Annotated in this window: 26 protein-coding genes and 1 pseudogene; 26 read left to right on the top strand and 1 reads right to left on the bottom strand. The window is 62.1% G+C overall.

From position 1 onward, the window contains the following. The first annotated feature begins 7 nt into the window (after positions 1–7). The 14 genes from GJ668_RS12265 to GJ668_RS12200 all read left to right on the top strand — a co-directional run bounded on the left by GJ668_RS12265 (position 8) and on the right by GJ668_RS12200 (position 11,484). Complete coding sequence (locus GJ668_RS12265; protein WP_155450441.1) at positions 8–646, top strand: response regulator transcription factor; 639 nt, start codon at positions 8–10, stop codon at positions 644–646. A gap of 422 nt (positions 647–1,068) precedes the next feature. Further along, the gene (locus GJ668_RS12260) at positions 1,069–1,632 is read left to right on the top strand and encodes a YceD family protein (RefSeq protein ID WP_186343074.1); all 564 of its coding nucleotides are present in this window, start codon (positions 1,069–1,071) and stop codon (positions 1,630–1,632) included. A 118-nt stretch (positions 1,633–1,750) separates the two neighbouring features. Then, positions 1,751–1,927 (top strand): 50S ribosomal protein L32, encoded by a 177-nt coding sequence (rpmF, locus tag GJ668_RS12255; protein WP_155450439.1) that lies wholly within the window; start codon positions 1,751–1,753, stop codon positions 1,925–1,927. Continuing rightward, positions 1,927–3,018 (top strand): phosphate acyltransferase PlsX, encoded by a 1,092-nt coding sequence (plsX, locus tag GJ668_RS12250; RefSeq protein WP_155450438.1) that lies wholly within the window; start codon positions 1,927–1,929, stop codon positions 3,016–3,018. The genes rpmF and plsX overlap by 1 nt, the downstream gene beginning before the upstream one ends. Next, positions 3,018–3,974: a beta-ketoacyl-ACP synthase III gene (locus GJ668_RS12245; protein WP_155450437.1), complete on the top strand. Its 957-nt coding sequence runs from the start codon at positions 3,018–3,020 to the stop codon at positions 3,972–3,974. Before plsX ends, GJ668_RS12245 begins: the two co-directional genes overlap by 1 nt. Positions 3,975–4,042: 68 nt before the next feature. Beyond that, complete coding sequence (gene fabD, locus GJ668_RS12240) at positions 4,043–4,987, top strand: ACP S-malonyltransferase (protein WP_155450436.1); 945 nt, start codon at positions 4,043–4,045, stop codon at positions 4,985–4,987. Next, on the top strand, positions 4,980–5,720 hold the full coding sequence (gene fabG / locus GJ668_RS12235) for a 3-oxoacyl-ACP reductase FabG (RefSeq protein ID WP_155450435.1): 741 nt from the start codon (positions 4,980–4,982) through the stop codon (positions 5,718–5,720). The genes fabD and fabG overlap by 8 nt, the downstream gene beginning before the upstream one ends. Positions 5,721–5,874: 154 nt before the next feature. Next, positions 5,875–6,111, top strand: a complete 237-nt coding sequence (acpP, locus tag GJ668_RS12230) for an acyl carrier protein (RefSeq protein ID WP_155450434.1) — start codon at positions 5,875–5,877, stop codon at positions 6,109–6,111. A gap of 111 nt (positions 6,112–6,222) precedes the next feature. Further along, entirely contained in the window at positions 6,223–7,461 is a 1,239-nt protein-coding gene (fabF, locus tag GJ668_RS12225; protein ID WP_155450433.1) for a beta-ketoacyl-ACP synthase II, read from the top strand. Positions 7,462–7,516: 55 nt separating this feature from the next. Further along, positions 7,517–8,371, top strand: coding sequence for an aminodeoxychorismate lyase (pabC, locus tag GJ668_RS12220; protein ID WP_186343073.1), 855 nt, complete (start codon positions 7,517–7,519; stop codon positions 8,369–8,371). A gap of 8 nt (positions 8,372–8,379) precedes the next feature. Next, a complete protein-coding gene (gene mltG / locus GJ668_RS12215) occupies positions 8,380–9,396 on the top strand; it encodes an endolytic transglycosylase MltG (protein WP_246194835.1) in 1,017 nt (338 codons plus the stop codon). After that, a complete protein-coding gene (tmk, locus tag GJ668_RS12210; RefSeq protein WP_155450430.1) occupies positions 9,396–10,043 on the top strand; it encodes a dTMP kinase in 648 nt (215 codons plus the stop codon). Before mltG ends, tmk begins: the two co-directional genes overlap by 1 nt. After that, on the top strand, positions 10,040–11,119 hold the full coding sequence (gene holB, locus GJ668_RS12205; RefSeq protein WP_155450429.1) for a DNA polymerase III subunit delta': 1,080 nt from the start codon (positions 10,040–10,042) through the stop codon (positions 11,117–11,119). The genes tmk and holB overlap by 4 nt, the downstream gene beginning before the upstream one ends. Continuing rightward, entirely contained in the window at positions 11,116–11,484 is a 369-nt protein-coding gene (locus tag GJ668_RS12200) for a PilZ domain-containing protein (protein WP_222930784.1), read from the top strand. The genes holB and GJ668_RS12200 overlap by 4 nt, the downstream gene beginning before the upstream one ends. 20 nt (positions 11,485–11,504) lie before the next feature. Here GJ668_RS12200 and GJ668_RS12195 read toward each other — a convergent pair whose 3' ends face one another. Beyond that, a complete protein-coding gene (locus GJ668_RS12195) occupies positions 11,505–12,359 on the bottom strand; it encodes an NAD(+)--dinitrogen-reductase ADP-D-ribosyltransferase (RefSeq protein ID WP_155450428.1) in 855 nt (284 codons plus the stop codon). Between the two features lie 180 nt (positions 12,360–12,539). Here GJ668_RS12195 and nifH point away from each other — a divergent pair, with 180 nt between their 5' ends. The 12 genes and pseudogenes from nifH (at position 12,540) to GJ668_RS12140 (ending at position 23,145) form a co-directional block, all read left to right on the top strand. Next, positions 12,540–13,421 (top strand): nitrogenase iron protein, encoded by an 882-nt coding sequence (gene nifH, locus GJ668_RS12190; RefSeq protein WP_155450427.1) that lies wholly within the window; start codon positions 12,540–12,542, stop codon positions 13,419–13,421. Between the two features lie 115 nt (positions 13,422–13,536). Further along, on the top strand, positions 13,537–15,000 hold the full coding sequence (gene nifD, locus GJ668_RS12185; protein WP_155450426.1) for a nitrogenase molybdenum-iron protein alpha chain: 1,464 nt from the start codon (positions 13,537–13,539) through the stop codon (positions 14,998–15,000). A 146-nt stretch (positions 15,001–15,146) separates the two neighbouring features. Next, complete coding sequence (gene nifK, locus GJ668_RS12180; protein WP_155450425.1) at positions 15,147–16,718, top strand: nitrogenase molybdenum-iron protein subunit beta; 1,572 nt, start codon at positions 15,147–15,149, stop codon at positions 16,716–16,718. Positions 16,719–16,799: 81 nt separating this feature from the next. Beyond that, the gene (gene nifT, locus GJ668_RS12175) at positions 16,800–17,018 is read left to right on the top strand and encodes a putative nitrogen fixation protein NifT (protein ID WP_155450424.1); all 219 of its coding nucleotides are present in this window, start codon (positions 16,800–16,802) and stop codon (positions 17,016–17,018) included. Between the two features lie 21 nt (positions 17,019–17,039). After that, the gene (locus tag GJ668_RS12170; RefSeq protein WP_155450423.1) at positions 17,040–17,240 is read left to right on the top strand and encodes a 4Fe-4S binding protein; all 201 of its coding nucleotides are present in this window, start codon (positions 17,040–17,042) and stop codon (positions 17,238–17,240) included. Positions 17,241–17,329: 89 nt separating this feature from the next. Continuing rightward, a complete protein-coding gene (locus tag GJ668_RS12165) occupies positions 17,330–18,037 on the top strand; it encodes a dinitrogenase iron-molybdenum cofactor biosynthesis protein (RefSeq protein ID WP_155450422.1) in 708 nt (235 codons plus the stop codon). Next, the gene (locus GJ668_RS12160) at positions 18,034–18,303 is read left to right on the top strand and encodes a DUF6129 family protein (RefSeq protein WP_155450421.1); all 270 of its coding nucleotides are present in this window, start codon (positions 18,034–18,036) and stop codon (positions 18,301–18,303) included. The genes GJ668_RS12165 and GJ668_RS12160 overlap by 4 nt, the downstream gene beginning before the upstream one ends. Beyond that, positions 18,296–19,258, top strand: a complete 963-nt coding sequence (locus GJ668_RS12155) for a hypothetical protein (RefSeq protein ID WP_155450420.1) — start codon at positions 18,296–18,298, stop codon at positions 19,256–19,258. The genes GJ668_RS12160 and GJ668_RS12155 overlap by 8 nt, the downstream gene beginning before the upstream one ends. Before the next feature lie 333 nt (positions 19,259–19,591). Continuing rightward, positions 19,592–19,777, top strand: a pseudogene (locus GJ668_RS20595) (ATP-binding protein); the annotation flags it as partial. Positions 19,778–19,841: 64 nt separating this feature from the next. Further along, on the top strand, positions 19,842–20,006 hold the full coding sequence (locus GJ668_RS20590) for a hypothetical protein (RefSeq protein WP_246194842.1): 165 nt from the start codon (positions 19,842–19,844) through the stop codon (positions 20,004–20,006). A 53-nt stretch (positions 20,007–20,059) separates the two neighbouring features. Beyond that, on the top strand, positions 20,060–22,339 hold the full coding sequence (locus GJ668_RS12145) for a methyl-accepting chemotaxis protein (protein WP_155450418.1): 2,280 nt from the start codon (positions 20,060–20,062) through the stop codon (positions 22,337–22,339). A 188-nt stretch (positions 22,340–22,527) separates the two neighbouring features. Further along, positions 22,528–23,145 carry a hypothetical protein gene (locus GJ668_RS12140; protein WP_155450417.1) on the top strand — a complete coding sequence of 206 codons (618 nt, stop codon included), beginning with the start codon at positions 22,528–22,530 and terminating at the stop codon, positions 23,143–23,145. The last annotated feature ends 57 nt before the right edge of the window (positions 23,146–23,202 follow it).

Raw genomic sequence — 23,202 nt, 5'->3', positions numbered from 1 at the left:
TGGGATCATGACTGACGTCCAAACCGTCTTTCTCGTAGATGATGATCAGGGGATGCGCGATTCGCTGACGCTGATCCTGGAGCTGGCCGGCTACCCGGTGCTTAGCTTCCCGTCGCCGGCCGCTTTTCTTGCCGCCTTCTCGCCCGGCGCGCGCGGCTGTCTGGTGCTCGACCAGCGCATGCCGGACATGACGGGTCTGGATCTGCAGCGCGAGCTGCTGGAACGCGGCGCACGGCTGCCGATCATCTTTCTTTCCGCCTTCGGTGATATACCGACCACGGTGCATGCCATCCAGAACGGAGCGATCGACTTCCTGGAAAAACCCGCCAGTACCGAACAATTGCTCCAGCGCATCGAGGATGCCTTCGCCGAGGATCGCCGTCGACGCGAAGAGGCCGCGACCGAACACGACATCCTCGAACGTTTCCGGCAGTTGACCCCGCGCGAGCATGAGGTTCTGACGCTGACCACATGCGGCCTGACCAACAAGGACATCGCGCGTCAGCTCGGAATCAGCCCGCGCACGGTCGAGAACCACCGCGCGCGCATGATGGAAAAGATGGGAGCCGGCAATCTAGCCGAACTCTGCCGGATGTCGGCCGTCTGCCAGTCGAGCGCCACTCGCCCGAACGGCAGCGGAAACTGACGGCACATCAGGACTCGATCCGCGCGACCGACGTCAACTGAGTGATCCTACGGATATCTCCTTTGGCGTGACTCGTCTATTCTAATTCCTCAATGCAGGTGATTGAAATTACGCATCATCAATCGCCATGCTTGCAGACAAAGAGAAGAAGACGGGGAGGCGCCTCGGTCGGGTTCATCCCGCCTGCTGGCCTGATACACGAAATCGCGCCCACGGTGCCGCCGGAATCCAACTTAAGATTCCTGGCTGGCCGACACTGTGATAGAGCGCGTTCAGCCACTCACATACCCCCTGCACCTCGGTCGACGTCAGTCCGCCGCAGTGCCGGGGGAATTTTTTGTGTGTGTCCCAAATTCCAATGCCGCCATCGATTGACGCGGGTCTTGGCCATCGGTTAGTCTTGCGCGCTTATGTCGAACGCCTTGCCTGATCATATCGACCCCTGGCGCGCGGCCAAGAATGGCCTGTCATTCGGGGGTGAATTGCCCTTGGAGCGCTTTCCCAGACTGCTGGAGGTCGGGATCGTCGACGAGGGCGAGCCGCTGGCGCGCGTCGAGTATCAACTCGATTTCAGGCGCAACGCGCAGCGACAACTGATACTCGAAGGCTGGGCACGGGTGCGATTGCGGGTGCTCTGTCAGCGCTGCCTGAGCGACCTGTGGCTGAATCTGGATGCGCCCATGACCCTGCGTCTGGTGCGGGTCGAGCCGACGAGCGCCGACGCGCTCCAGAGTGACTATGAGCCGCTGGTCGTGACGGATGATGTGATCGACCCGTTCGAACTCATCGAGGATGAGCTTCTGCTCATGATCCCGTCGTTTCCCCGGCATCCGGTCGGCGAGTGCCAATCGCCCGTGCCCATGAGCGGCGAGACAGACGCCCCGTCCACTGAGCAGGTTAAGGCGCGCCGCCTGGCTGAGAGCGTTGAGGATACGGATCAAGCAAGCCATCCATTCGCCATCCTCGAACGCTTGAAAAAACACTAACGCTCAAGCACATGAATCCCTCGGTTCGTCCCATCCGTGACGTGCCGGGATGTAGTTTTGACACACGATCGGGACACGGCGGGCTGAACTCGTCGCGTATCCCTTACTGGAGACAACAATGGCCGTCCAACAGAATCGCAAGACCCCTTCCAAGCGCGGCATGCGCCGTTCGCACGATGCCCTGACCAAGCCGACCCTGTCGGTCGATCCGACCAGCGGCGAGACTCATCGCCGTCATCACATCACGGCCGATGGCTTCTATCGCGGTCGCAAGGTTCTGGATCGGGCTGAGTAATGACAGCAACGGGCCGCTTCAGCGTCGTGCGAACTACGGACACGCGCGCCAAATCAGGCGCCGCCAAGCCGCGTTGCACGATTGCCCTGGATGCCATGGGCGGGGATCACGGCCCCCAGGTCGTGGTTCCAGCGGCCCTGCGCTATCTGGCCGATAATCCGCATGCCGATCTGATCCTGGTCGGCGACGAGACGCGCATCGAGTCGCATCTCAGCGGTGCTTCACGCGAGCGTCTGCGCATCCGTCACACGACCCAGGAGGTCGGGATGGATGAGTCGCCGTCCAAGGCGCTGCGTGGCAAAAAAGATTCCTCGATGCGGGTTGCGATCGATCTCGTCAAGGACGGCGAGGCCCATGCCTGTGTCAGTGCCGGCAACACCGGTGCCCTCATGGCCACGGCGCGCTTCGTGCTCAAGACGCTGCCGCATATCGACCGGCCGGCCATCTGTACGGCCGTGCCTTCGCTCCACGGCCACACGCACATGCTCGATCTCGGTGCCAATGTCGATTGCACTGCCGAGCATCTGTTCCAGTTCGCGGTCATGGGTAGCGAGCTGGTCGCAGCCGTCGATGGCATCGAACGCCCCAAGGTTGCGCTGCTCAACATCGGGCAGGAAGAGATCAAGGGCAACGAGCAGGTCAAGCAGGCCCACGAGTGGCTGGCGCGCAGTCAGCTCAACTATGTCGGCTATGTCGAGGGCAACGGCATCTATCTCGATGATCTGGACGTCGTGGTCAGCGACGGCTTCGTCGGCAATGTGGCGCTCAAAAGCAGCGAGGGCGTGGCCAAGTTCATCGGTCAGTCGCTGTCTGCGCAGTTCAAGCGCAACCTGTTCACCCGTCTGGCGGGTCTGGTCGCGCTGCCGATCCTCAAGCAGTTCCGCCGCACGATGGATCCGCGTCGTTACAATGGGGCCAGCCTGCTGGGTCTGCGCGGCATCGTCGTCAAGAGTCATGGCGGGGCCGATGAACTGGCCTTCGAGAACGCGATCTATATCGCCGAGAAGGAAATCCACGCCAATATCTCGCAACGCATCGGCGAGCAGGTTGGACGCCATCTCGACAGCGCGCAGTACAAGGAATCGGCTTGATGAAGTTCTCCCGCATCCTCGGCACCGGCGGCTATCTGCCCGCGCGGGTCGTGACCAACGCCGATCTGGAAGCCCTCGTCGATACCACGGATAGCTGGATTCGTGAGCGTACCGGTATTGAAAAGCGCCATCTGGTGTCCGAGGGCGAGACCTGCTGTGATCTGGCCGAGATCGCCGCGCGCCGGGCGCTGGAAGCCGCCGGTCTGCATCCGTCCGATCTGGATCTGATCCTGGTCGCGACCACCACGCCTGATCAATTCTTTCCAAGCACCGCCTGTCTGCTCCAGCAGCGGCTGGACGTGCATGGCTGCCCGGCCTTCGACCTCCAGGCCGTCTGCGCCGGCTTCGTCTACGCCATGGACGTGGCCGACAAATACATCCGCGCCGGTGCGGCCAAGCATGTGCTGGTCGTCGGTGCCGAGGCCATCTCGCGGCTACTCGACTGGAATGATCGTGCCACCTGCGTGCTGTTCGGCGACGGCGCCGGTGCCGTGGTGTTAGGTGCGGCCGATGAGCCGGGCATCCTCTCGACCCATATCCATGCCGATGGCGCCTATGCCGAGCTGCTTCAGGTTCCGGGCGGTCACGGCAACGGACGCCCCGATCTGGCCACGCTGGAGATGCGCGGCAACGAAGTGTTCCGCTTCGCCGTCACCACGCTCGGGCGCATCGTCGATGAGACGCTGGAGGCCAACGGCCTGACCAAGGACGACATCGACTGGCTGATCCCGCATCAGGCCAATATCCGCATCATCCAGGCCACCGCGCGCAAGCTCGATCTGCCGATGGAGCGCGTGATCGTGACTGTCGCCGAGCATGGCAACACCTCCTCGGCCTCGATTCCATTAGCCTTCGATCAAGCGGTGCGCGACGGACGCATCCAGCGCGGCGAGACGCTGTTAATGGAAGCCTTCGGTGGCGGATTCACCTGGGGTTCGGTCCTGGTCCGCTATTGATTTCACGTTGAGCCGTGCGCAAACGCGCGGTTCATGACCATCGACCACTGAACGATTCAGCAAGGCCCATGACGCAACAACTCGCTGTCTTCTTTCCCGGTCAGGGTTCGCAAGCGGTCGGCATGCTCGACGCGCTCGCCGAGTCCTATCCGAGTGTCAAACAGACCTTCGAGGAAGCCTCGGACGCGCTCGGGCGCGATCTCTGGTCACTGGTCAGCCAGGGACCGAAGGAGGATCTGGACTGTACCGAAAACACCCAACCGGCGATGCTCGCCGCGGGTGTCGCCGTGTGGCGCGTCTGGCAACAGTCCGGCGGGCGTCCGGCGACCCTGATGGCCGGGCACAGTCTCGGTGAGTACGCGGCGCTGGTCGCAGCCGGCGCTTTAGGCTTCGCCGATGGAATCCGGCTCGCCGCCGATCGTGCGCGCTTCATGCAGGAAGCCGTACCGGCCGGCGAGGGCGCGATGGCCGCCGTGCTCGGACTGAAGGATGAGCAGGTCGTGGCGCTCTGTGCCGAGCAGGCACAGGGTGACGTGCTTGCGGCGGTCAATTTCAATTCACCCGGTCAGGTCGTGATTGCCGGTTCGGCGGCGGCTGTGGCGCGCGCGATCGATGCGGCCAAGGCGGCGGGCGCCAAGCGCGCGTTGCCGCTGCCGGTGAGCGTGCCCTCTCACTGCGCCCTGATGCGTCCGGCCGCCGAGCGGCTGGCCGAACGACTGGCCGATGTGGCGCTGGCCATGCCAAGCGTGCCGGTCATCCACAATGTCAATGTCGCGCCAGCCGCGGATGTCGAGTCGCTGCGCCGCCTGCTGGTCGAGCAGCTCTACAGCCCGGTGCGCTGGGTGGAGACGGTCGAATTCGTGGCCGCGCAGGGTGTGACGACCGCGCTCGAATGCGGTCCGGGCAAGGTGCTGACCGGGCTGAACAAACGAATCGCTGACAATCTGACGACGTGGCCGGTCTTCGACCCGAAGACGCTGGACGCGGCACTGGAGGCAAGCTCACATGCTTAAAGGTGAAATCGCGCTGGTCACCGGCGCTTCGCGTGGAATCGGACGGGCCATCGCCATGGCGCTGGCCGAACAGGGGGCCGCTGTCGTTGGCACCGCCACCACCGAATCCGGCGCACAGGCCATTGAGCAGGCGCTGACGGCGGCCGGCCATCAGGGCATGGGTCTGGTGCTGAACGTCTCTGATTCAGCCTCGGTCGACGCCGCGCTGGCTCAGGTCACCGAACGTCTCGGCGCGCCGAGCATCCTGGTCAACAATGCCGGCATCACCCGCGACAATCTGTTGATGCGCATGAAGGACGATGAGTGGGACGCGGTCATCGACACCAACCTGACCTCGCTCTACCGGCTCTCCAAGGGCTGTCTGCGTGCCATGACCAAGGCGCGCAAGGGCCGCATCATCAATATCGCCTCAGTCGTCGGGACCATGGGCAACGCCGGTCAGACCAATTATGCCGCCGCTAAGGCCGGTATGATGGGCTTCACCAAGTCGCTCGCCCGCGAAGTCGGCTCACGCGGCATCACGGTCAACTGTGTCGCGCCCGGTTTCATCGACACCGACATGACCAAGGAACTGCCTGAAGCGCACCGCCAGACCCTGCTCGGCGCGATCCCGCTCGGGCGGCTCGGCCAACCCGAAGAGATCGCCAGCGCGGTGGTTTTCCTGGCTTCGCCAGGCGGTGCGTACATCACGGGCGAGACCCTGCATGTCAATGGCGGCATGCACATGGTGTGAAGGTTTGTCGACCTTCGACCGTTAATCGTTTCAAAACAAGATGTTGAGCATGGCTGATCGATGGATATCTCAGCTTTCATCGCATCTGGTTTATCACTAGAATACGCCGTGGCCCAGTGGGGCCAATTTTTATCATTCGAGAGGAATCAAACCTATGAGCAGCGTTGAAGATCGAGTTCGCAAAATCGTGGTGGACCAACTGGGCGTGAAGGAAGAGGAAGTCACCGCCGAGGCGTCCTTCGTCGACGATCTGGGCGCGGACTCGCTCGACACCGTGGAACTGGTCATGGCCCTCGAAGAAGAGTTCGAGACCGAGATCCCGGACGAAGATGCCGAGAAAATCACCACGGTCCAACAGGCCATCGATTACATCAACGCACACCAGGCCTGAAATCAGGTCAGGCGAATCGATTTAACGCCAGGCGCCAGGCTTCGGCCTTGACATAAGGGCGCGGCATGGGCTCGTCGAATGTGGCGTTCTGAACGACGATAGAGGTAAGTGATGGCAGGCAGAAGGGTAGTAGTCACCGGATTGGGCCTTGTGGCACCGGTTGGTCTGGACGTCAAGTCCGCGTGGGACAACATCCTCGCCGGAAAGAGCGGCATCAAACCGATCACCCATTTCGATATCGCCCCGTTCAGTAGCCGCTTCGGCGGTCCGATCTATGGCTTCGATCCGAGTCCCTATGTCTCGGAAAAAGACGCCAAGAAGATGGACAAGTTCATCCATTACGGTTTGGCGGCCGGCTCTCAGGCCATCGCCGATTCTGGACTGGAGGTCACGGAGTCCAACTGTCGGCGCATCGGTGTGGCCGTGGGTTCCGGCATCGGTGGTATCACCGGCATCGAGAACAATTACCAGGTCTACCGCGACAAGGGGCCGCGCCGCATTTCGCCGTTCTTCGTGCCCGCCAACATCGTCAACATGGTGGCCGGCAATCTCTCGATCAAGTTTGGCCTCAAGGGCCCCAATTATTCGATCGTCTCAGCCTGCGCGACCGGTACGCACAACATCGGCGAGGCGGCGATCATGATCCGCCACGGCTATGTCGACGTGATGCTGGCCGGCGGTGCCGAGATGGCGACCTCACCGGTCGGTCTCGGTGGCTTCGCGGCGGCGCGTGCCCTCTCGACCCGCAACGACGATCCCGAGGGCGCCAGCCGTCCCTTCGACAAAGAGCGCGATGGGTTCGTGCTGAGTGACGGTGCCGGTGTCGTGGTGCTCGAAGAGTACGAACACGCCAAGGCGCGTGGCGCGACCATCTATGCCGAGCTGGTCGGTGTCGGCATGAACTCCGACGCCTATCACATGACCGCGCCCTCCGAGGACGGCGCGGGCGCGTCCGAGTGCATGCACCTTGCGCTGAACGACGCCGGTCTGAACAGCGATCAGGTCCAGTACATCAACGCACACGGCACCTCGACGCCAGCCGGTGATGTCGCTGAGACCCGAGCGGTCAAGCGTGCTTTTGGCGATCACGCCTACAAGCTCGCGGTCAGCTCGACCAAGTCCATGACCGGGCACATGCTGGGCGCCGCCGGTGGAGCCGAGGCCATCTTCACCGTCCTGTCCATCCGCGATCAGGTCGCGCCGCCGACCATCAATTATCACACGCCGGACCCGGACTGTGATCTTGACTGCGTGCCCAACACCGCGCGTCAGATGCCGATCGATATCGCCATCTCCAACTCGTTCGGCTTTGGTGGCACCAACGGGACGCTCGTCTTCCGGCGTCTCTGATCCGGTCTCCGCCCGGAGACAGGAACCAGGGACACCGATCGGCAGGATGCACGGAGTGGCTACAACGCCCGAAGTCAGCGCTCCGTCGCGGATCCTGATCGATGGTCAGCCCGCTGATCGGGTCTCAGTCCTCGACCGGGCTGTGCAGTATGGGGATGGTCTGTTTGAGACCATCCGCCTCGCGGCCGGGCATCCCTGTCAGTGGCAGCGCCACATGGATCGGTTGACCCTGGGCGCCGAGCGCCTGGGGATCAGCATGCCCGATACGGCGTTGCTCGCCGCTGAGGTGGCGGAAGTCACCTGGGGCCGGCACGACGGAATACTCAAGCTGATTCTCACGCGCGGCGAGGGCGGGCGCGGCTATCGGCCGCCGCATCCAGCCAACGCACGCCGATTGCTGCTGAGTTATCCCTTGCCGGCCAATCACGGCCAAGAATGGCGCGAGGGCGTGGCCGTGCGTTACTGTCAGACGCCGGTCTCGATCAATCCGGTGCTCGCCGGCATCAAGCATCTCAATCGTCTGGACTCGGTCTTAGCGCGCGCTGAATGGAACGATCCAGCGATCGCTGAAGGACTCATGTTCGAGTCGACCGGCGAGCTGGTCGGGGGCACCATGACCAATGTATTCCTGTGGGACGGTCGCTGCCTGATGACGCCGCCAGTCGATCGCGGCGGCATCGCCGGCACTGTGCGCGGTCTGACACTGGAACTCGCGGCGCGTCTGGGAATCGACTGTCTGGTCACCCGGCTCGATCGCGCGGCGCTCGATCAGGCGCGCGGACTCTTTCTCACCAACTCGATCATTGGCGTCTGGCCCGTGCGCGCGTTGCCTGGACGCCGGTTCGATCCGGTCCAGTTGCCCTGGAATCTGCTTGATCGACTGTATCGAGCCGCCTGTACGCCGGGATGATCCACCCGATGTCAAAACGTATCACTGTACTCCTCATGCTCATCGTCCTCATCGCCGGTTTTCTGGCCGGGGCGCTCTGGCGTGACTATCGCTGCTTCCTGTCGATGCCGATCCAGACCGACGCGGAACGCCTGCTGTTCGATGTGCCGCGCGGGACATCCCTGCGTACCCTGGCCAGGCGTCTGCACGAACAGGGATTGATCCAGCGTCCGACCTATTTCATTGCCCTGGCCTATCTTCAGGGCGATCAGGGGCGGCTTAAGGCCGGCGAGTACGCACTCACGCCCGACATGACGCCGCCCCGGATCCTGGAGCGGCTCACCTCGGGCCGGGTGGTCGAATACAGCCTCACCCTGGTTGAAGGCTGGACCTTCCGTCAGGCGCTGGCCGCACTCGATGCGCATGAGGTCTTCGGCGGCTCCCAGCTCTCGGCCTTGTCCGACGCCGAGATCATGGCTGAACTCGGGCGTCCCGATGAACACCCCGAGGGACTGTTCTTCCCCGATACCTATCACTTCCCGCGTCAGACCCGCGCGCTTGATATCCTCAAGCGCTCGCTCGCCCGAATGGACGCCATCCTGGCCGAAGAATGGGCGGCGCGCGCGCCGAATCTGCCGATCACGACGCCCTATGAAGCACTGATCCTGGCTTCGATCATCGAAAAGGAGACCGGTCTGGCCAGCGAGCGTGCGCGTATCGCCGGCGTCTTCACCCGCCGTCTTCAGCGCGGGATGCGGCTCCAGACCGATCCGACCGTGATCTATGGTATGGGCGAGCGTTATGACGGCAACATCCGCCGCGCCGATCTGCGCGAGGCGACGCCCTACAATACCTATGTCATCAATGGTCTGCCGCCGACGCCCATCGCCCTGGTCGGGCGCGAAGCGATCCATGCGGCGCTCAATCCGGAGGATGGCGAGGAACTGTATTTTGTCGCCAAGGGCGATGGCAGCCATGTGTTCTCGCGCACGCTCGACGAGCACAATCAGGCGGTGCGCCGCTATATCCTCAACCGGGACGGCTGATGGACACACGCGGACGCTTCATTACACTCGAAGGCATCGAAGGCGCGGGCAAGTCGACTCAGATCGCGCCCCTGGCCGAGCTGTTGCGCGCGCGCGGTCTGGAGGTGCTCACCACTCGTGAGCCGGGCGGCTCGCCGCTGGCCGAACGTCTGCGCGCGCTGCTGCTCGACCCGGACAACCAGGGCATGAGCGAGACGACCGAGCTGCTGCTGATGTTCGCCGCACGTTCCGATCATCTGGAACGCCGCATCCGCCCAGCGCTTGAGGCCGGACACTGGGTGCTCTGCGACCGCTTCACCGATGCCACCTATGCCTATCAGGGCGGCGGACGCGGGATCGATCCGGCGCAGATACGCCTGCTCGAAACCCTGGTGCAGGACGAACTGCGCCCGGATCTGACGCTCGTCTTCGACCTGCCGCCCGAACTCGGACTTGGGCGCGCTAAGTCGCGCGCGGGTCAAGCTGATCGTTTCGAGTCCGAGACTCAACGCTTCTTCGCGACGGCGCGGGCGGTCTACCTCGAACGGGCAAGGGGCAATCCGAAGCACTATCGCGTGATCGACGCCACGGCACCGCTCGAAGCGGTGACGCTTGCCGTCGCGGCTGAACTGAATGCCTTCGTCGACTCGCTGGAGTTCCGTTCATGAGTCCGACGCGCGCCGAATCCGCTTCGTCGAAATCGGCTACGCCGTCGCCACGACCGTTCGAGATTCCCTTGCCCTGGACGGAGTCGATCTGGTCGCGCCTGCAAGCCTCGCGCGCCGCTGATCGACTGGCGCATGGGTTGCTGATCTCGGGGCCAAATGGAGTCGGCAAGCGTGCGCTGGCACGCGCGCTGGCCCAGTCGCTGCTGTGTCAGACCCCGAATGCTCAGGGTCTGGCCTGTGGACACTGTGCCGACTGTCATCTGCTGGCGGCCGGTAGTCATCCGGATCTGATCGAGGTCGGCCCGGACCCGGAGAGCAAATCGGGCGAGATCCCCATTGACGCGGTGCGGCTGTTCGCCGGGCGCGAATCCCTGACCCCGAGCCGCGCACCCTGGAAGGTCGCTCTGATCGATCCGGCCGACCGGCTCAATCAGGCGGCAGCTAATGCCCTGCTCAAAACCCTGGAAGAGCCGACCGGACACAGTATTCTCTGTCTGATCGGTGAGCGCATCGGGCGTTTGCCGGCGACCATCCGCAGTCGCTGTCTGCTGATCCCGGTGCCCATCCCGAACGAAGCTCAGGCGCTGAGCTGGCTGGAGTCATGCGAGCCGCGCGAAGATTGGCCGCTGCGTCTGCGCCTGGCGCATGGCGCGCCGCTACGGGCACTGACTGAAAGCGCCGACGATACCTGGCTGGAACAGCGTGGCCAGTGTCTGCACGGATTTATGGAGATCGCGCGTGGACGCGGCGATCCGATCACGGTTGCTGGACGCTGGAACGAAATCGGCGCCGGTCGTATCCTCGACTGGCTCGCCGGTTTCATGGGCGATCTGCTGCGCCTGAGTGTCTGTGCCGCACCGCCGCGGCTCGATCATCCCGATCGGCGCGACGAACTGGCGGCGCTGGCGCAACGGCTCGACCCGGCGGTTGGGCATCGCTTCCTCAAGCACTTGCTGGAGGCGCGCGCCCTGAGCGAGAGCAACCTCAATCAACACCTGCTGCTGGAATCCCTGGCCATCGACTGGTCGCGGATCGGCCAGTCGGCACGCACCGGGACTGGAGGATCAAGCCGATGAGCACACCCACTCCAATGAGCGGACTCGGTGGTCAGCAACGCATCCTGAGCTTCGCCATCAAGGACAAGAGTAACCTCTATGCATCCTATATGCCCTTCATCAAGAATGGCGGACTCTTCATTCCCACCAACAAAAGCTATCAGCTCGGCGACGAGATCTTTCTGCTGCTCCAGTTGATGGAGGAACCCGACCGCATTCCAGTCGCCGGGCGCGTGGTCTGGCTGACGCCGGCCGGGGCCGAGGGCAATCGCGCCGTCGGGGTCGGTGTGCAGTTCAACGATCAGGACAAGGGCGCCACCCGGCGCAAGATCGAGGACTATCTGGCCGGTGCGCTCAACTCCGAACGTCCGACCCATACCATGTAGCCTGATCCCATCCCACCGGCTCAGAGCGTGCTGATCCGCACCTCATATACCCCGCCGATTGCAACATATTCATCTTCGCCCCTGAGCAAATCCGGCAGGAGCTGGTTGTAGAAGAAGATCTTGGCCAGCGGCACCTCGACTTCCAGGATGTAGTCGCCGAACTCATCGGCCCGCTCGCGCTCGCGTGTGAAGCTGTTGAGATTGTTGAGCAACACCCGATAGCGCGCGCGCTCGGCGCGCTCCAGGACTTCATGTTCATCGATGCGGTTGATGCCGCGATAGAGCCGGACATGCGTCTGCTCGGGATGGGTGCGTGCCAGCTCGTACTGACAATAGGCATAGAGCAGATCGAGCTGCGACTCCAGCGCGTTAGTCGCATAGAGACCACGCGAGCCTTCATATAGATAACGCTGATAGCACTCCCCGCCGCGATCCAGGAGCGATCCGGCGTGATGACGCGCCAGCAGTCCGAACCGACTCTCCACCCAGCGCTTGAGCACCGCGCCCTCGCGTCCATCCGAATCGAACGACCAGCCACGCACCAGCCGCCGATAGTTGGCCTTGACCCGTGCCGGTTTTTTACGGCCTGGCATCGACCCGGCTTCCTCCGGCTCCTCCAGCAGGAACCACACGGTCATATAGTCCATGAAACGCTGAGCGCGCTCGGTCGCTTCCGGCAGGCGGTCGAGCATCTGGAACAGCCCGGCGTGCAGATCACGGATACCGTCGATCTCCAGCGCCACCGGATGGCGCTGGAAGCTGAGACTGCCGAGGATCACCGCCGGCAGGTTGCAGCGGTTGATCGGTTGACGGGCGCTCGGTGGAAGCGTGGGCGGTGGCGGCTCGTCGTGTCGGATTTGTCTGTCGTTCTCCATACAGCCCCTAAGGCTTTGTCGTGGATGCGACCATCACGAACAACAGGGGCCGCCTGACAAAAGCTTAATAAAATCAAAATTTTATATTATTTTTCAAAATTGGCACGTTGTCTGCATTAATTGCTGGTGAGTGAGTCACTCATTCGATCCCAGCCACAGCGAACCAAGAGGAAAATCATCATGGCAATGCGTCAATGCGCCATCTACGGCAAAGGCGGTATCGGCAAGTCCACCACCACCCAGAATCTTGTGGCCGGTCTGGCCGAGCTGGGTAAGAAGGTCATGATCGTCGGCTGTGACCCCAAGGCCGACTCGACCCGTCTGATCCTGCACTCCAAGGCCCAGAATACCATCATGGAGATGGCCGCCGAAGCCGGTTCGGTGGAAGACCTCGAACTGGAAGATGTGCTCAAGGTCGGCTACGGCGACATCAAGTGCGTCGAGTCCGGTGGTCCTGAGCCGGGTGTGGGCTGCGCCGGCCGCGGTGTTATCACCGCCATCAACTTCCTCGAAGAGGAAGGCGCCTATGAGGCCGATCTGGACTTCGTGTTCTACGACGTGCTCGGCGACGTGGTCTGCGGCGGGTTCGCCATGCCGATCCGCGAGAACAAGGCTCAGGAAATCTACATCGTCTGCTCCGGCGAGATGATGGCCATGTTCGCCGCCAACAACATCGCCAAGGGCATCGTCAAGTACGCCAGCTCCGGCAGCGTGCGTCTGGCCGGCCTGATCTGCAACAGCCGCAACACCGCGCGTGAAGATGAGCTGATCATGGAGCTGGCCCGTCAACTCGGCACCCAGATGATCCACTTCGTGCCGCGCGACAACGTCGTGCAGCGCGCTGAGATCCGCCGCATGACGGTCATCGAGTACGACCCCAAGGCCAAGCAGGCCGACGAGTATCGCACCCTGGCCCAGAAGATCATCGACAACAAGATGTTCGTCATCCCGACCCCGATCACCATGGATGCGCTCGAAGACCTGCTGATGGACTTCGGCCTCATGGACGGCGAGGACGAGAGCATTATCGGCAAGACGGCGGCGGAAGAAGTCGCCGCTTGAGGCGAGCCGGGCGAACAGTGGGCGGTCCAGTCGCTGAATACCGAACACTGAACTCTGACACGATTGAATTTCAGGCCGGGAGTCCGCGAATTGGCGGCACGGCGGGAGAACCACAATGGCGACATTGACTCGCGACGAGGCTCAGGCACTCATCCAGGAAGTGCTCGAAGCCTATCCGGACAAGGCGAAGAAGGACCGGGCCAAGCATCTGGCCGTCAACGATCCTTCGGTCGAGCAGTCCAAGAAGTGCATCATCTCCAACCGCAAGTCCCAGCCGGGCGTCATGACCATCCGTGGTTGTGCCTACGCCGGCTCCAAGGGTGTGGTTTGGGGTCCGATCAAGGACATGGTCCACATCTCGCACGGCCCGGTCGGCTGCGGCGCCTACTCGCGTGCCGGACGGCGTAACTATTACGTCGGCCACACGGGTGTGAACACCTTCGGCACCATGAACTTCACCTCGGATTTCCAGGAGAAGGACATCGTCTTCGGCGGTGACAAGAAGCTCGAAAAGCTCATCGACGAAATCAATACGCTCTTCCCGCTGGTCAAGGGCATCAGCGTTCAGTCCGAGTGCCCCATCGGTCTGATCGGCGACGACATCGAGGCCGTCTCCAAGAAGAAGGGTAAGGAACTCGACAAGCCCATCGTGCCGGTGCGTTGCGAAGGCTTCCGTGGTGTCTCCCAGTCGCTCGGCCATCACATCGCCAACGACGCGATCCGTGACTGGGTCATCGGCAACCGCGACGGCGACACCTCGTTCGAGGTCGGTCCCTACGACGTGGCCGTGATCGGCGACTACAACATCGGCGGCGACGCCTGGGCCTCGCGCATCCTGCTCGAAGAGATGGGTCTGCGCGTGGTCGCCCAGTGGTCCGGCGACGGCACGCTGTCCGAGATGGAGTTGACCCCCAAGGTCAAGCTCAACCTCATCCACTGCTATCGCTCGATGAACTACATCAGCCGCTTCATGGAAGAGAAGTACGGGATTCCGTGGATGGAATACAACTTCTTCGGCCCGACCAAGATCGCCGAGTCGCTGCGCAAAATCGCCGCCTTCTTCGACGAGACCATCCAGGCCAACGCTGAGAAGGTCATCGAGAAATACAAGGCCGAGTACGACGCCATCATCGCCAAGTACCGTCCGCGCCTGGAAGGCAAGAGGGTGATGCTCTACGTCGGTGGTCTGCGTCCGCGTCACGTCGTCGGCGCCTACGAGGATCTGGGCATGGAAGTGGTCGGTACCGGCTACGAGTTCGCCCACAACGACGACTACGACCGCACCATGAAGGAAATGGGCGAGGCGACCCTGCTCTACGACGACGTCACCGGCTATGAGTTCGAGGAATTCGTCAAGCGCGTCAAGCCGGATCTGATCGGCTCGGGCATCAAGGAAAAGTACATCTTCCAGAAGATGGGTGTGCCCTTCCGCCAGATGCACTCCTGGGATTACTCCGGTCCCTATCACGGCTATGACGGCTTTGCCATCTTTGCGCGTGACATGGACATGACCGTGAACAATCCCTGCTGGAACAGTATGCAGGCCCCCTGGCTGAAAAAAGACGCCGCGAGCGCCTAAGCGACCGATCTGCCTCCGGCCTCTCCACTCCCCGTGCGGGAGCGGGGCCGGGGCAGAGGGGTTGACAGCCATTGACGCCGCCTCGGGCGGCACCCGATCACGATTCGCCGTCGTCCGCAGATTAGCGGCGCGGCAGGAGCACCCCCATGAGCCAGACCGTCGAAAAGATCAAGCCTTGCTTCCCGCTGTTCCGTGACGAGGACTATGTCGATAACCTCGCCAAAAAGCGCGAGCTGGTCGAAGAAGTTCCCTCGATGGATAAGATCGAGGAGACCTTCGCCTGGACCACGACCAAGGAATATCAGGAGCTGAACTTCAAGCGCGAAGCCCTGACCATCAACCCGGCCAAGGCCTGCCAGCCGCTCGGCGCGGTGCTGTGCGCGCTCGGCTTCGAGAAGACCCTGCCCTATGTGCATGGTTCGCAGGGTTGCGTGGCTTACTTCCGCACCTACTTCAACCGCCACTTCAAGGAGCCGGTCGCCTGTGTGTCGGACTCCATGACTGAAGACGCGGCGGTGTTCGGCGGTCAGAAGAACATGTTCGACGGTCTGGAGAACGCCAAGGCGCTCTACAAGCCCGAGTGCATCGCGGTCTCGACCACCTGCATGGCCGAGGTCATCGGTGACGACTTGAACGCCTTCATCGGCAATGCCAAGAAGGAAGGCCACATTCCGCCCGAGTTCCCGACGCCCTTCGCGCACACCCCGAGCTTCGTCGGCAGCCACACCACCGGCTGGGACAACATGTTCGAAGGCTTTCAGCGCTATTTCACGCTGAACGAGATGGAAGACAAGGTCGTCGGCTCCAACGGCAAGATCAACCTCGTGCCCGGCTTCGAGACCTATCTCGGCAACTACCGCGTCATGCACCGCATGATGCAGGAGATGGGTGTCGACTACAGCCTGCTGTGCGACCCGACCGAGGTGCTCGATACGCCAGCCGATGGTGAGTTCCGTCTCTATGCCGGCGGTACCCCGATCGCCGAGATGAAGGACGCGCCCAACGCCATCGACACTCTGCTGCTCCAGCCCTGGCAGTTGCCCAAGACCAAGAAGTTCGCCGAGATCACCTGGAAGCACCCGGTCAGCCACATCAACATCCCGATGGGGTTGGAGTGGACCGACGAGTTCCTGATGAAGGTCTCCGAGCTGACCGGCAAGGAGATTTCCGAGTCGCTGGCCAAGGAGCGCGGTCGCCTGGTCGACATGATGACCGACAGCCACACCTGGCTGCATGGCAAGAAGTTCGCGCTCTATGGCGATGCCGACTTCGTGCTGGGTCTGACCAAGTTCCTGCTCGAACTCGGTGCTGAGCCGACCCACGTCCTCTGCAACCAGGCCAACAAGCGCTGGAAGAAGGAAGTGGAAAAAGTGCTCGCGTCCTCGCCTTATGGAGCCGGTGCCGAGGTCCACATCGGCAAGGATCTCTGGCATCTGCGCTCGCTGTGCTTCACCGACAAGCCGGACTTCCTGATCGGCAACAGCTACGGCAAGTTCATCCAGCGCGACACCCTGCACAAGGGCAAGGAGTTCGAGGTGCCGCTGATCCGTCTCGGCTTCCCGATCTTCGACCGTCATCACCTGCATCGCATGACGACCCTGGGTTACGAGGGCGCTATGTACATGCTGACGACCATCGTCAACGCGGTACTGGAGCGTCTGGACGAAGAGACCCGCGAGATGGGCGTGACCGACTTCAACTACGACCTGGTGCGCTAGTCGGGAGTCTGGAACCCTGTGGGCGTCCTCCGGGCGCCCCTGGGTTCGAGTGTCTGAACCGAGAAACGAGGCGAGATCCCGATGCCCAACGTGATGATTCGCAAAAACGACGCTGGAGGCCTGCTCTTCTACGTCGCCAAGAAGGACATGGAGGAAACCATCGCCTCCGTGGAAACCGATACCTCCGAGACCTGGGGCGGCGAGGTGGTGCTGACCGATGGATCGCGCTGGTACATCGATCCGATCAGTCCACCGCCCGTGTTCCCAACCACCCTGCGCTTCAAGCGCGGGGACGAGTGAATCGAATACAGGAGACATCCCATGGCCCTGAAGATCGTCAAAGACGTTTGCACCGCCTGCGGTGACTGCGAGCCCGTGTGCCCGACTCAGTCCATCATGCCCTTCAAGGGCGTTTACAAGATCGACGCCAGCACCTGTAGCGAGTGCGAAGGTGATGGCGAGCCAGGCGTTCCGCAGTGCATGGAAGCCTGCATGGAAGACGACTGCATCGTTCCGGCCTGAGCCAAACGGCCCCTCTCTCCAACCACGCTCCCGTGAGGGGAGAGGGACCAAGACCACTGATCCAACGCCAACCAGCAGGGGACAACGACATGGCCACCACCACGCTCACCGAGGACATGGCACTACGCATCGGCCTGGCCGCGCGGACGCTGCCGGATACGGATCCCGCGCGCCTGCTAAGGGTGCTGGCCGATCTCGTGGGTCTGCCGCCGAGCGCCGAGCGTCTGGCCACGGTTAAGGTCAAGGATCTGAAGCAGGCCGGCGATGGCGAATTCGCCCATCTCGATCAGGCCGAACTCAAGGCGGCGTTGGCCATCCTCAAGGGCGAGGGCGTCGAGTCGTCCGATCCGCCACCGGCGGTCGCGTCCTATGCCGAGGGCGACATGCCCGACTCGATCCGCGTGGCCTGTGCCTCGGATCATGGCGAGGAACTCGACGGGCACTTCGGGGCGGCGCGGCATTTTCTCGTCTATCAGGTCTCGGCCAGCGAGATCCGGCTGATCGATGTGCGCACGGTCGATGAGTCCCAGGCCGGCGATGATCGCAACGCCTATCGCGCTGGCCTGATCGCCGACTGTCAGGTGCTCTATGTCGCGTCCATCGGCGGGCCGGCCGCGGCCAAGGTCGTCAAGCGCGAGATCCATCCGATCAAGGACGCGATGGGTGGCCCGATCCGCGAACGCTTGCAAGCACTGCAAGTCATCCTCGCCGGCAAGGCACCGCCCTGGCTGGCCAAGGTCATGGGTCATGCCCCCGAGGCGCGCGTGCGATTCGAGCTCGACGAGGCCGAGGCATGATCGAGTCCATCCAGATCCAGCAGATCGCCGAGATCGTCCGGCGCGCCGGTCTCAACGATCAGACGCTGTCGGCGCTGCGCGAGCATTTCGGCGACCTGCATTTCAGTCACTGTCTGGACGACGAACTGGGTGCTGACGAGCCATTTCTCGCCGACGAAGCCTTCAACCTCTATCTGGTCGATGGGCGCGCGCACTGTCTGACGCTCACGCGCGATCCCGAGTGCGCGACAGGTTTGTTACTGGCTGAGGTCGAGGCCCATGCGTGAGATGCCAAGCGCCCAAACATCGCCCGCTACGGCTGACCCAAGCGTACCGCTTGCCCAGGTTTGTCAGAATCTGGCGGCGGGCGCTGGCCTGGAAGCCCTGCTGGCCGCCGTCCAGACCGAGCTGCCCGACCTGAGCATCCAGCACGTTATGACCCGGGCGGGCTGGCACCGGCTCGGCGGCGTCGTGGACCTGGAGGGGCGTCGCATCGCCCACAATCTCGCGGAGTGGGCCGAAGCCGAGTCGGGCGGCGACATCGACGAGTTGCTGTTCAAGCTCTCGGACGTTCAGCATTTCGCCACCCGACTCAATGGTCGCACCCATTATCTGGTGACTCCCACGGGTCCGCTGGCGCGCGACTTCATCCAGATCGAGATCGAAGAGCTGCAAGAAGTCCTCGACCGCACGCTCTCGGATCCCGACTGGTTCCCCGAGACCCTGGCCGAGTTTATCGATCCGTTCGAGTTTCCACGTCTGCAACCTGATCCGGTCGGCGCGCCGCGTTTTCTGTTTCGACGCCTGACCCGTATTTCGGACCTGATCGGCTCGCCGGACGCCGGTCCAAAACTGATGCGTTTTCTGAGTGATTGGGACCGCAGCTCGGCGGCTGAATCCGATGCTTTCTGCCATCACTGGGTGCTGGCGATCCGCGAATATCAGGATCGCGACGGCGAGGGCCGGATGAGCGCCAAGCCGGTTTCGGCGCTCGCCGGTCGCATCCCGGCGCTGCCGGATGGCGACGTCGCGCGCGGAGCCAAGCTCGCCAACCAGATCCACGGTTTCGACCGCGAGGCCGGCTATCCCTTCGCCTGGTACTTCCACATGCTCACCAGCCGCGAGGTCTCGCACAAGCTGGCCGAGTCTGTCCATGCCGATCTCATGGGTGCCTACGACTATCTGCCGGCGCGTGATCTCAAAGTCCTGCGCGACTGGTATCGCGAACCCTATGGGCTGTGATCGAGCCTCCGGAGTCAAGCGCAGCCGGAGCGCTCCAATTGCGTTCTGCAACCCGGTATAGCAGTATGCCGACCGACGGCGCGCTCTCGGTCATGTTCACTCGCTGATTTCTGTCATCGATCCCTTTTGTCGGTGTCCCCGAGAATTGCGCTGAATTGGTGCTATCTCAACCGGCGAGAGCCTCATGGCTGTATCGATTCCTCCCGATGACTCCAGCGGCGAACAGAAATACGCCGAGCAGGCGCTACGCGAGAGTGAGGAGCGCTACCGCAGTCTGGTGGAGAGCCTGCCGGACATCGTCTATTCCTTCTCCGACAAGCGCGGCGGGGTCGTTTGGTCGGCGCTCCCTCGGCGCTGGAACAGTTGTTTACACCCTTCATTCAGGCCGATTCGAGTATCACGCGCCGCTTCGGCGGCACAGGGCTGGGACTCTCTATCAGCAAACGTCTGGTCGAGCTCATGGGCGGTACCATCGGCGTCGAGAGCTCCGAAGGGCAGGGCAGTACCTTTTGGTTCGAGCTGACCCTCGAACGTGTGGCCTCTGGTGCGCCCGAAGTGCCGGTTAGACAAGCTCCGAGCGGCCTTGGCCACCAATCGGCCACAGCCGGCACGGCGTCTCTTTGCGGAACTGGAGCGGTATCTCATGGCCGTCCATGGCGAGCAGACGACACACGCTATCGCGATGGCACTGGATGGACTGAGATTCGCCGAGGCATTCCAGCTGTTGGATGAAACAGCCGAGCCCTGATCTCCAGGGTCCGGCCTCCACATCAACGAGTCTTCAACGCACTGGATTCCAAGATGCCATCGATCTTACACAGGTCGCTTGCCGCTCAACTGGCCGGCGTGATTTTCGGTTTGATGCTGGTACTACTCACTGCCTTTGCGTGGGGACTCGACCTTTACGCCCAGGCTGTGCTCGCGGGCGCCTACCCGTCCGGTGAGCCGGTCATCGGGGACGGCACCGATCTGAATGCGCTCGGTCACAGCGCGGCGTTTCTGCGCAATGCCATCCTCATGGGAGCGACGGCTGTGTTGCTGGCCATGGGGGCGGTCATCCTCGTCATGACCCGGCGTCTGGTGACCAAGCCGCTGCTGGCCGTCGTCGACATCCTGGAGCGCATCGGCGCAGGCGATTACGGCAGCGACATGGCGACCAAACGCGCCGATGAAATTGGCCTCCTCCTGGTTTCACTGCTGAAGATGCAGACTCGGCTCGCTGAACGTGCCACGGCCGATCAGCGGACCGTGCATGCCATGCAGCGTCTCAAGAGCGCGCTCGACAAGGCCTCCACCAACATGATGGTCGCCGATGGCGCCGGAACGCTGATCTATCTGAACGAATCCTTCCACCGCATGATGCGTGAGGCCGAGGACGACATTCACCAGGCGCTGCCGAACTTCAGCGCGGAGGATCTCGTCGGTCGCGGTTTGGCCGATTTCCATCGCAATCCCGCGCATCAGAAAGCGCTCTTGGAGAAGCTGGTCGGCACCTATGTCTCGCAGATGCGCGTGGGGCGGCGCACCTTCAAGCTCATCGCCAATCCGGTGCTCGACGCTCAGGGTGAGCGTGTCGGGACCGTGATCGAATGGATCGATCGCACGGACGAGGTCATGGCCGAGGCCGAGCTCGACGTCCTGCTCGATGCGGCCGCGCAGGGCGACTTCAACCAGCGCTTGAGTCTCGAGGGCAAACAGGGATTCTTCCTGGATCTGGCCGAGGGGATGAACCATCTCACCGAGATCGTCACCAGGGCGCTGGACGAACTGGCGGCCGTGCTCAAGGCGATCGCTCAGGCCGATCTCACGCAACGGATCGAGTCGAACTACAAGGGGCGCCTCGCCGAGCTCAAGCGCGACACCAATACGACCCTGGTCCAATTGGAGCGATTGGTCGGGCAGATCCGTGAGGCGAACGATGCCATCCATACCGCCTCCACCGAAATCGCGGCGGGCAATGCCGATCTCTCCGAACGCACCGAGGCGCAGGCGAGCAGCCTGGAGGAAACCGCCAGCGCGATGCATCGCTTCAACGTGACCATCCAGCAGAATGCCCGCAATGCCGATGCGGCGCTGGAACTCGCGCGGCGTGCGAACGAGCAGGTCGCTTCGGGCGGCGCGCTCGTCGCGCGCGTCGTCGAAACCATGGGGCGGATCCAGGAGTCGAGCAAGCAGATCTCGGACATCGTGGGGGTCATCGACAGCATTGCGTTCCAGACGAACATCCTGGCGCTGAACGCCGCCGTGGAAGCGGCGCGGGCCGGTGAACAGGGGCGCGGCTTCGCGGTCGTCGCCGCCGAGGTCAGGGGACTGGCCCAGCGCAGTGCCCAGGCGGCGAAGGAGATCAAGTCTTTGATCGCAGATTCCGTCCTCCAAGTGGACGACGGCGCCGGACTGGTCGCTGAAACCGGTGCGAGCATGGAAGGCGTCGTCGGCTCTTTCCGGCAGGTCGTGACCTTGATGAACGGAATTGCCGAGGCGAGCCGCGAGCAGAAAGCGGGCATCGAGCAAGTCAATCAGGCGATCACCCAGATGGACGAGACGACGCAGCGCAATGCCGCCTTGGTCGAGCAGGCGGCGGCCGCTGCCGAGAGCCTGCAAGAGCAGGCCGTGGCACTGAACAAGATGGTGTCCATTTTCAAGTTGGACCCGATGCGCCTGGCGCATGACGGCCTCGACGCGGCTGCGGAGGATACGATCAATTTTGATGATTTCGTGTATGCGCACAAGCAATGGTCGAAGAAGTTGCGCCGCGTCATCGAGGGGCGCAGTGAACCGCAGGATCCGGAGGTCGTTTCCTGTGACGACAAATGTGCGCTTGGGGTCTGGATCTATGGCGCGGGTCGTCAGTTCCAGGCGGCGGCCGACTATGAGACTTTGCGGACCAAGCACGCCCAGTTCCACCAGTGTGCCGGTGATGTCCTGCGGCACGTCATCGTGGGGGACCGTGTCCAGGCCGATCACATCCTCTCTGAACGTCTAGCGCGACTCTCCGATGAGACGGTGAGGCACATCCGTTGTCTGGAGCAGCACTATCGGCACAGTACGGCGGAACAGGTCGGGCGCTCGATGGGCGGGTGAGTCGCTCGGTCTTGATGAGCATCGCGCTGCTGTAGCGGATCGAGATAGTGTTGCTGTTCGAGGCCGTGACGCACTCATTATGTGCACGACAAAGCTTGACAGCAGCCATGAGCGGTAGTCTTGAGTTAGATTACAGCTCAGCTGCTTCCTGGATACACTGTTAGAGTTGAACAAGCACGGGAAACTTCATGCAGACCCTTGTAAAGCGGACGTTGTATCTATTTCTATGGATTACGGGGCTTACCGCTCTGCTAGCTCTCAGCGGGCTTGTATATCTATGGTTCTTTTCGCAGGGTACTCAACCACACGAGACCAAGGATCTGCCTCACCTCGGCTGGTTAGTTTCCGCAGTCATTGCCGAAATCGTCGCCGTTGTTTTGCTGCTGGCAAAAAAGGGCTTGAAGTATCTCCCAGAGACTCAAACTGACAAAAACTCAGGAGATACTATCCGGTTTATGCAGAATTTTATTTCATCCGGAACAAGCGCAACCATTGTTAGTAACAGAGTTTCCTGGCTGGCCAGTAACTCTGAACTAATCGAGATCCTGAAGGATAAGGCAAAAGCAGGTATTCGAATTGAAATCATTACCCCTCATGCACTTCCAGACGAAATCCGTGACGCACTTGCCGGTGTTTCTTTTATTGTTACGAAAGAAACCAATCCACCTGAGGCTCGATTTACATTGATAAACGGAGATAGAAGCGGCGCGGAGCGGCTAGCAATAGCTCGCGGCGTACATCCGGAGCACGAGATTACTATTTTTGACAACAACTCTGGACCACAAATAAGTACATCTATTAAATAATTTTAACAAAATACCTGTTTGAGTATATAATAAATATCTCTGCCATAAGCAAGAAGC

Origin of the sequence: Allochromatium palmeri (assembly GCF_009720725.1) — a bacterium.
In the GTDB taxonomy this organism is placed as follows: Bacteria; Pseudomonadota; Gammaproteobacteria; order Chromatiales; family Chromatiaceae; genus Thermochromatium; species Thermochromatium palmeri.
This window is presented reverse-complemented; position numbering and strand designations above follow the sequence as displayed.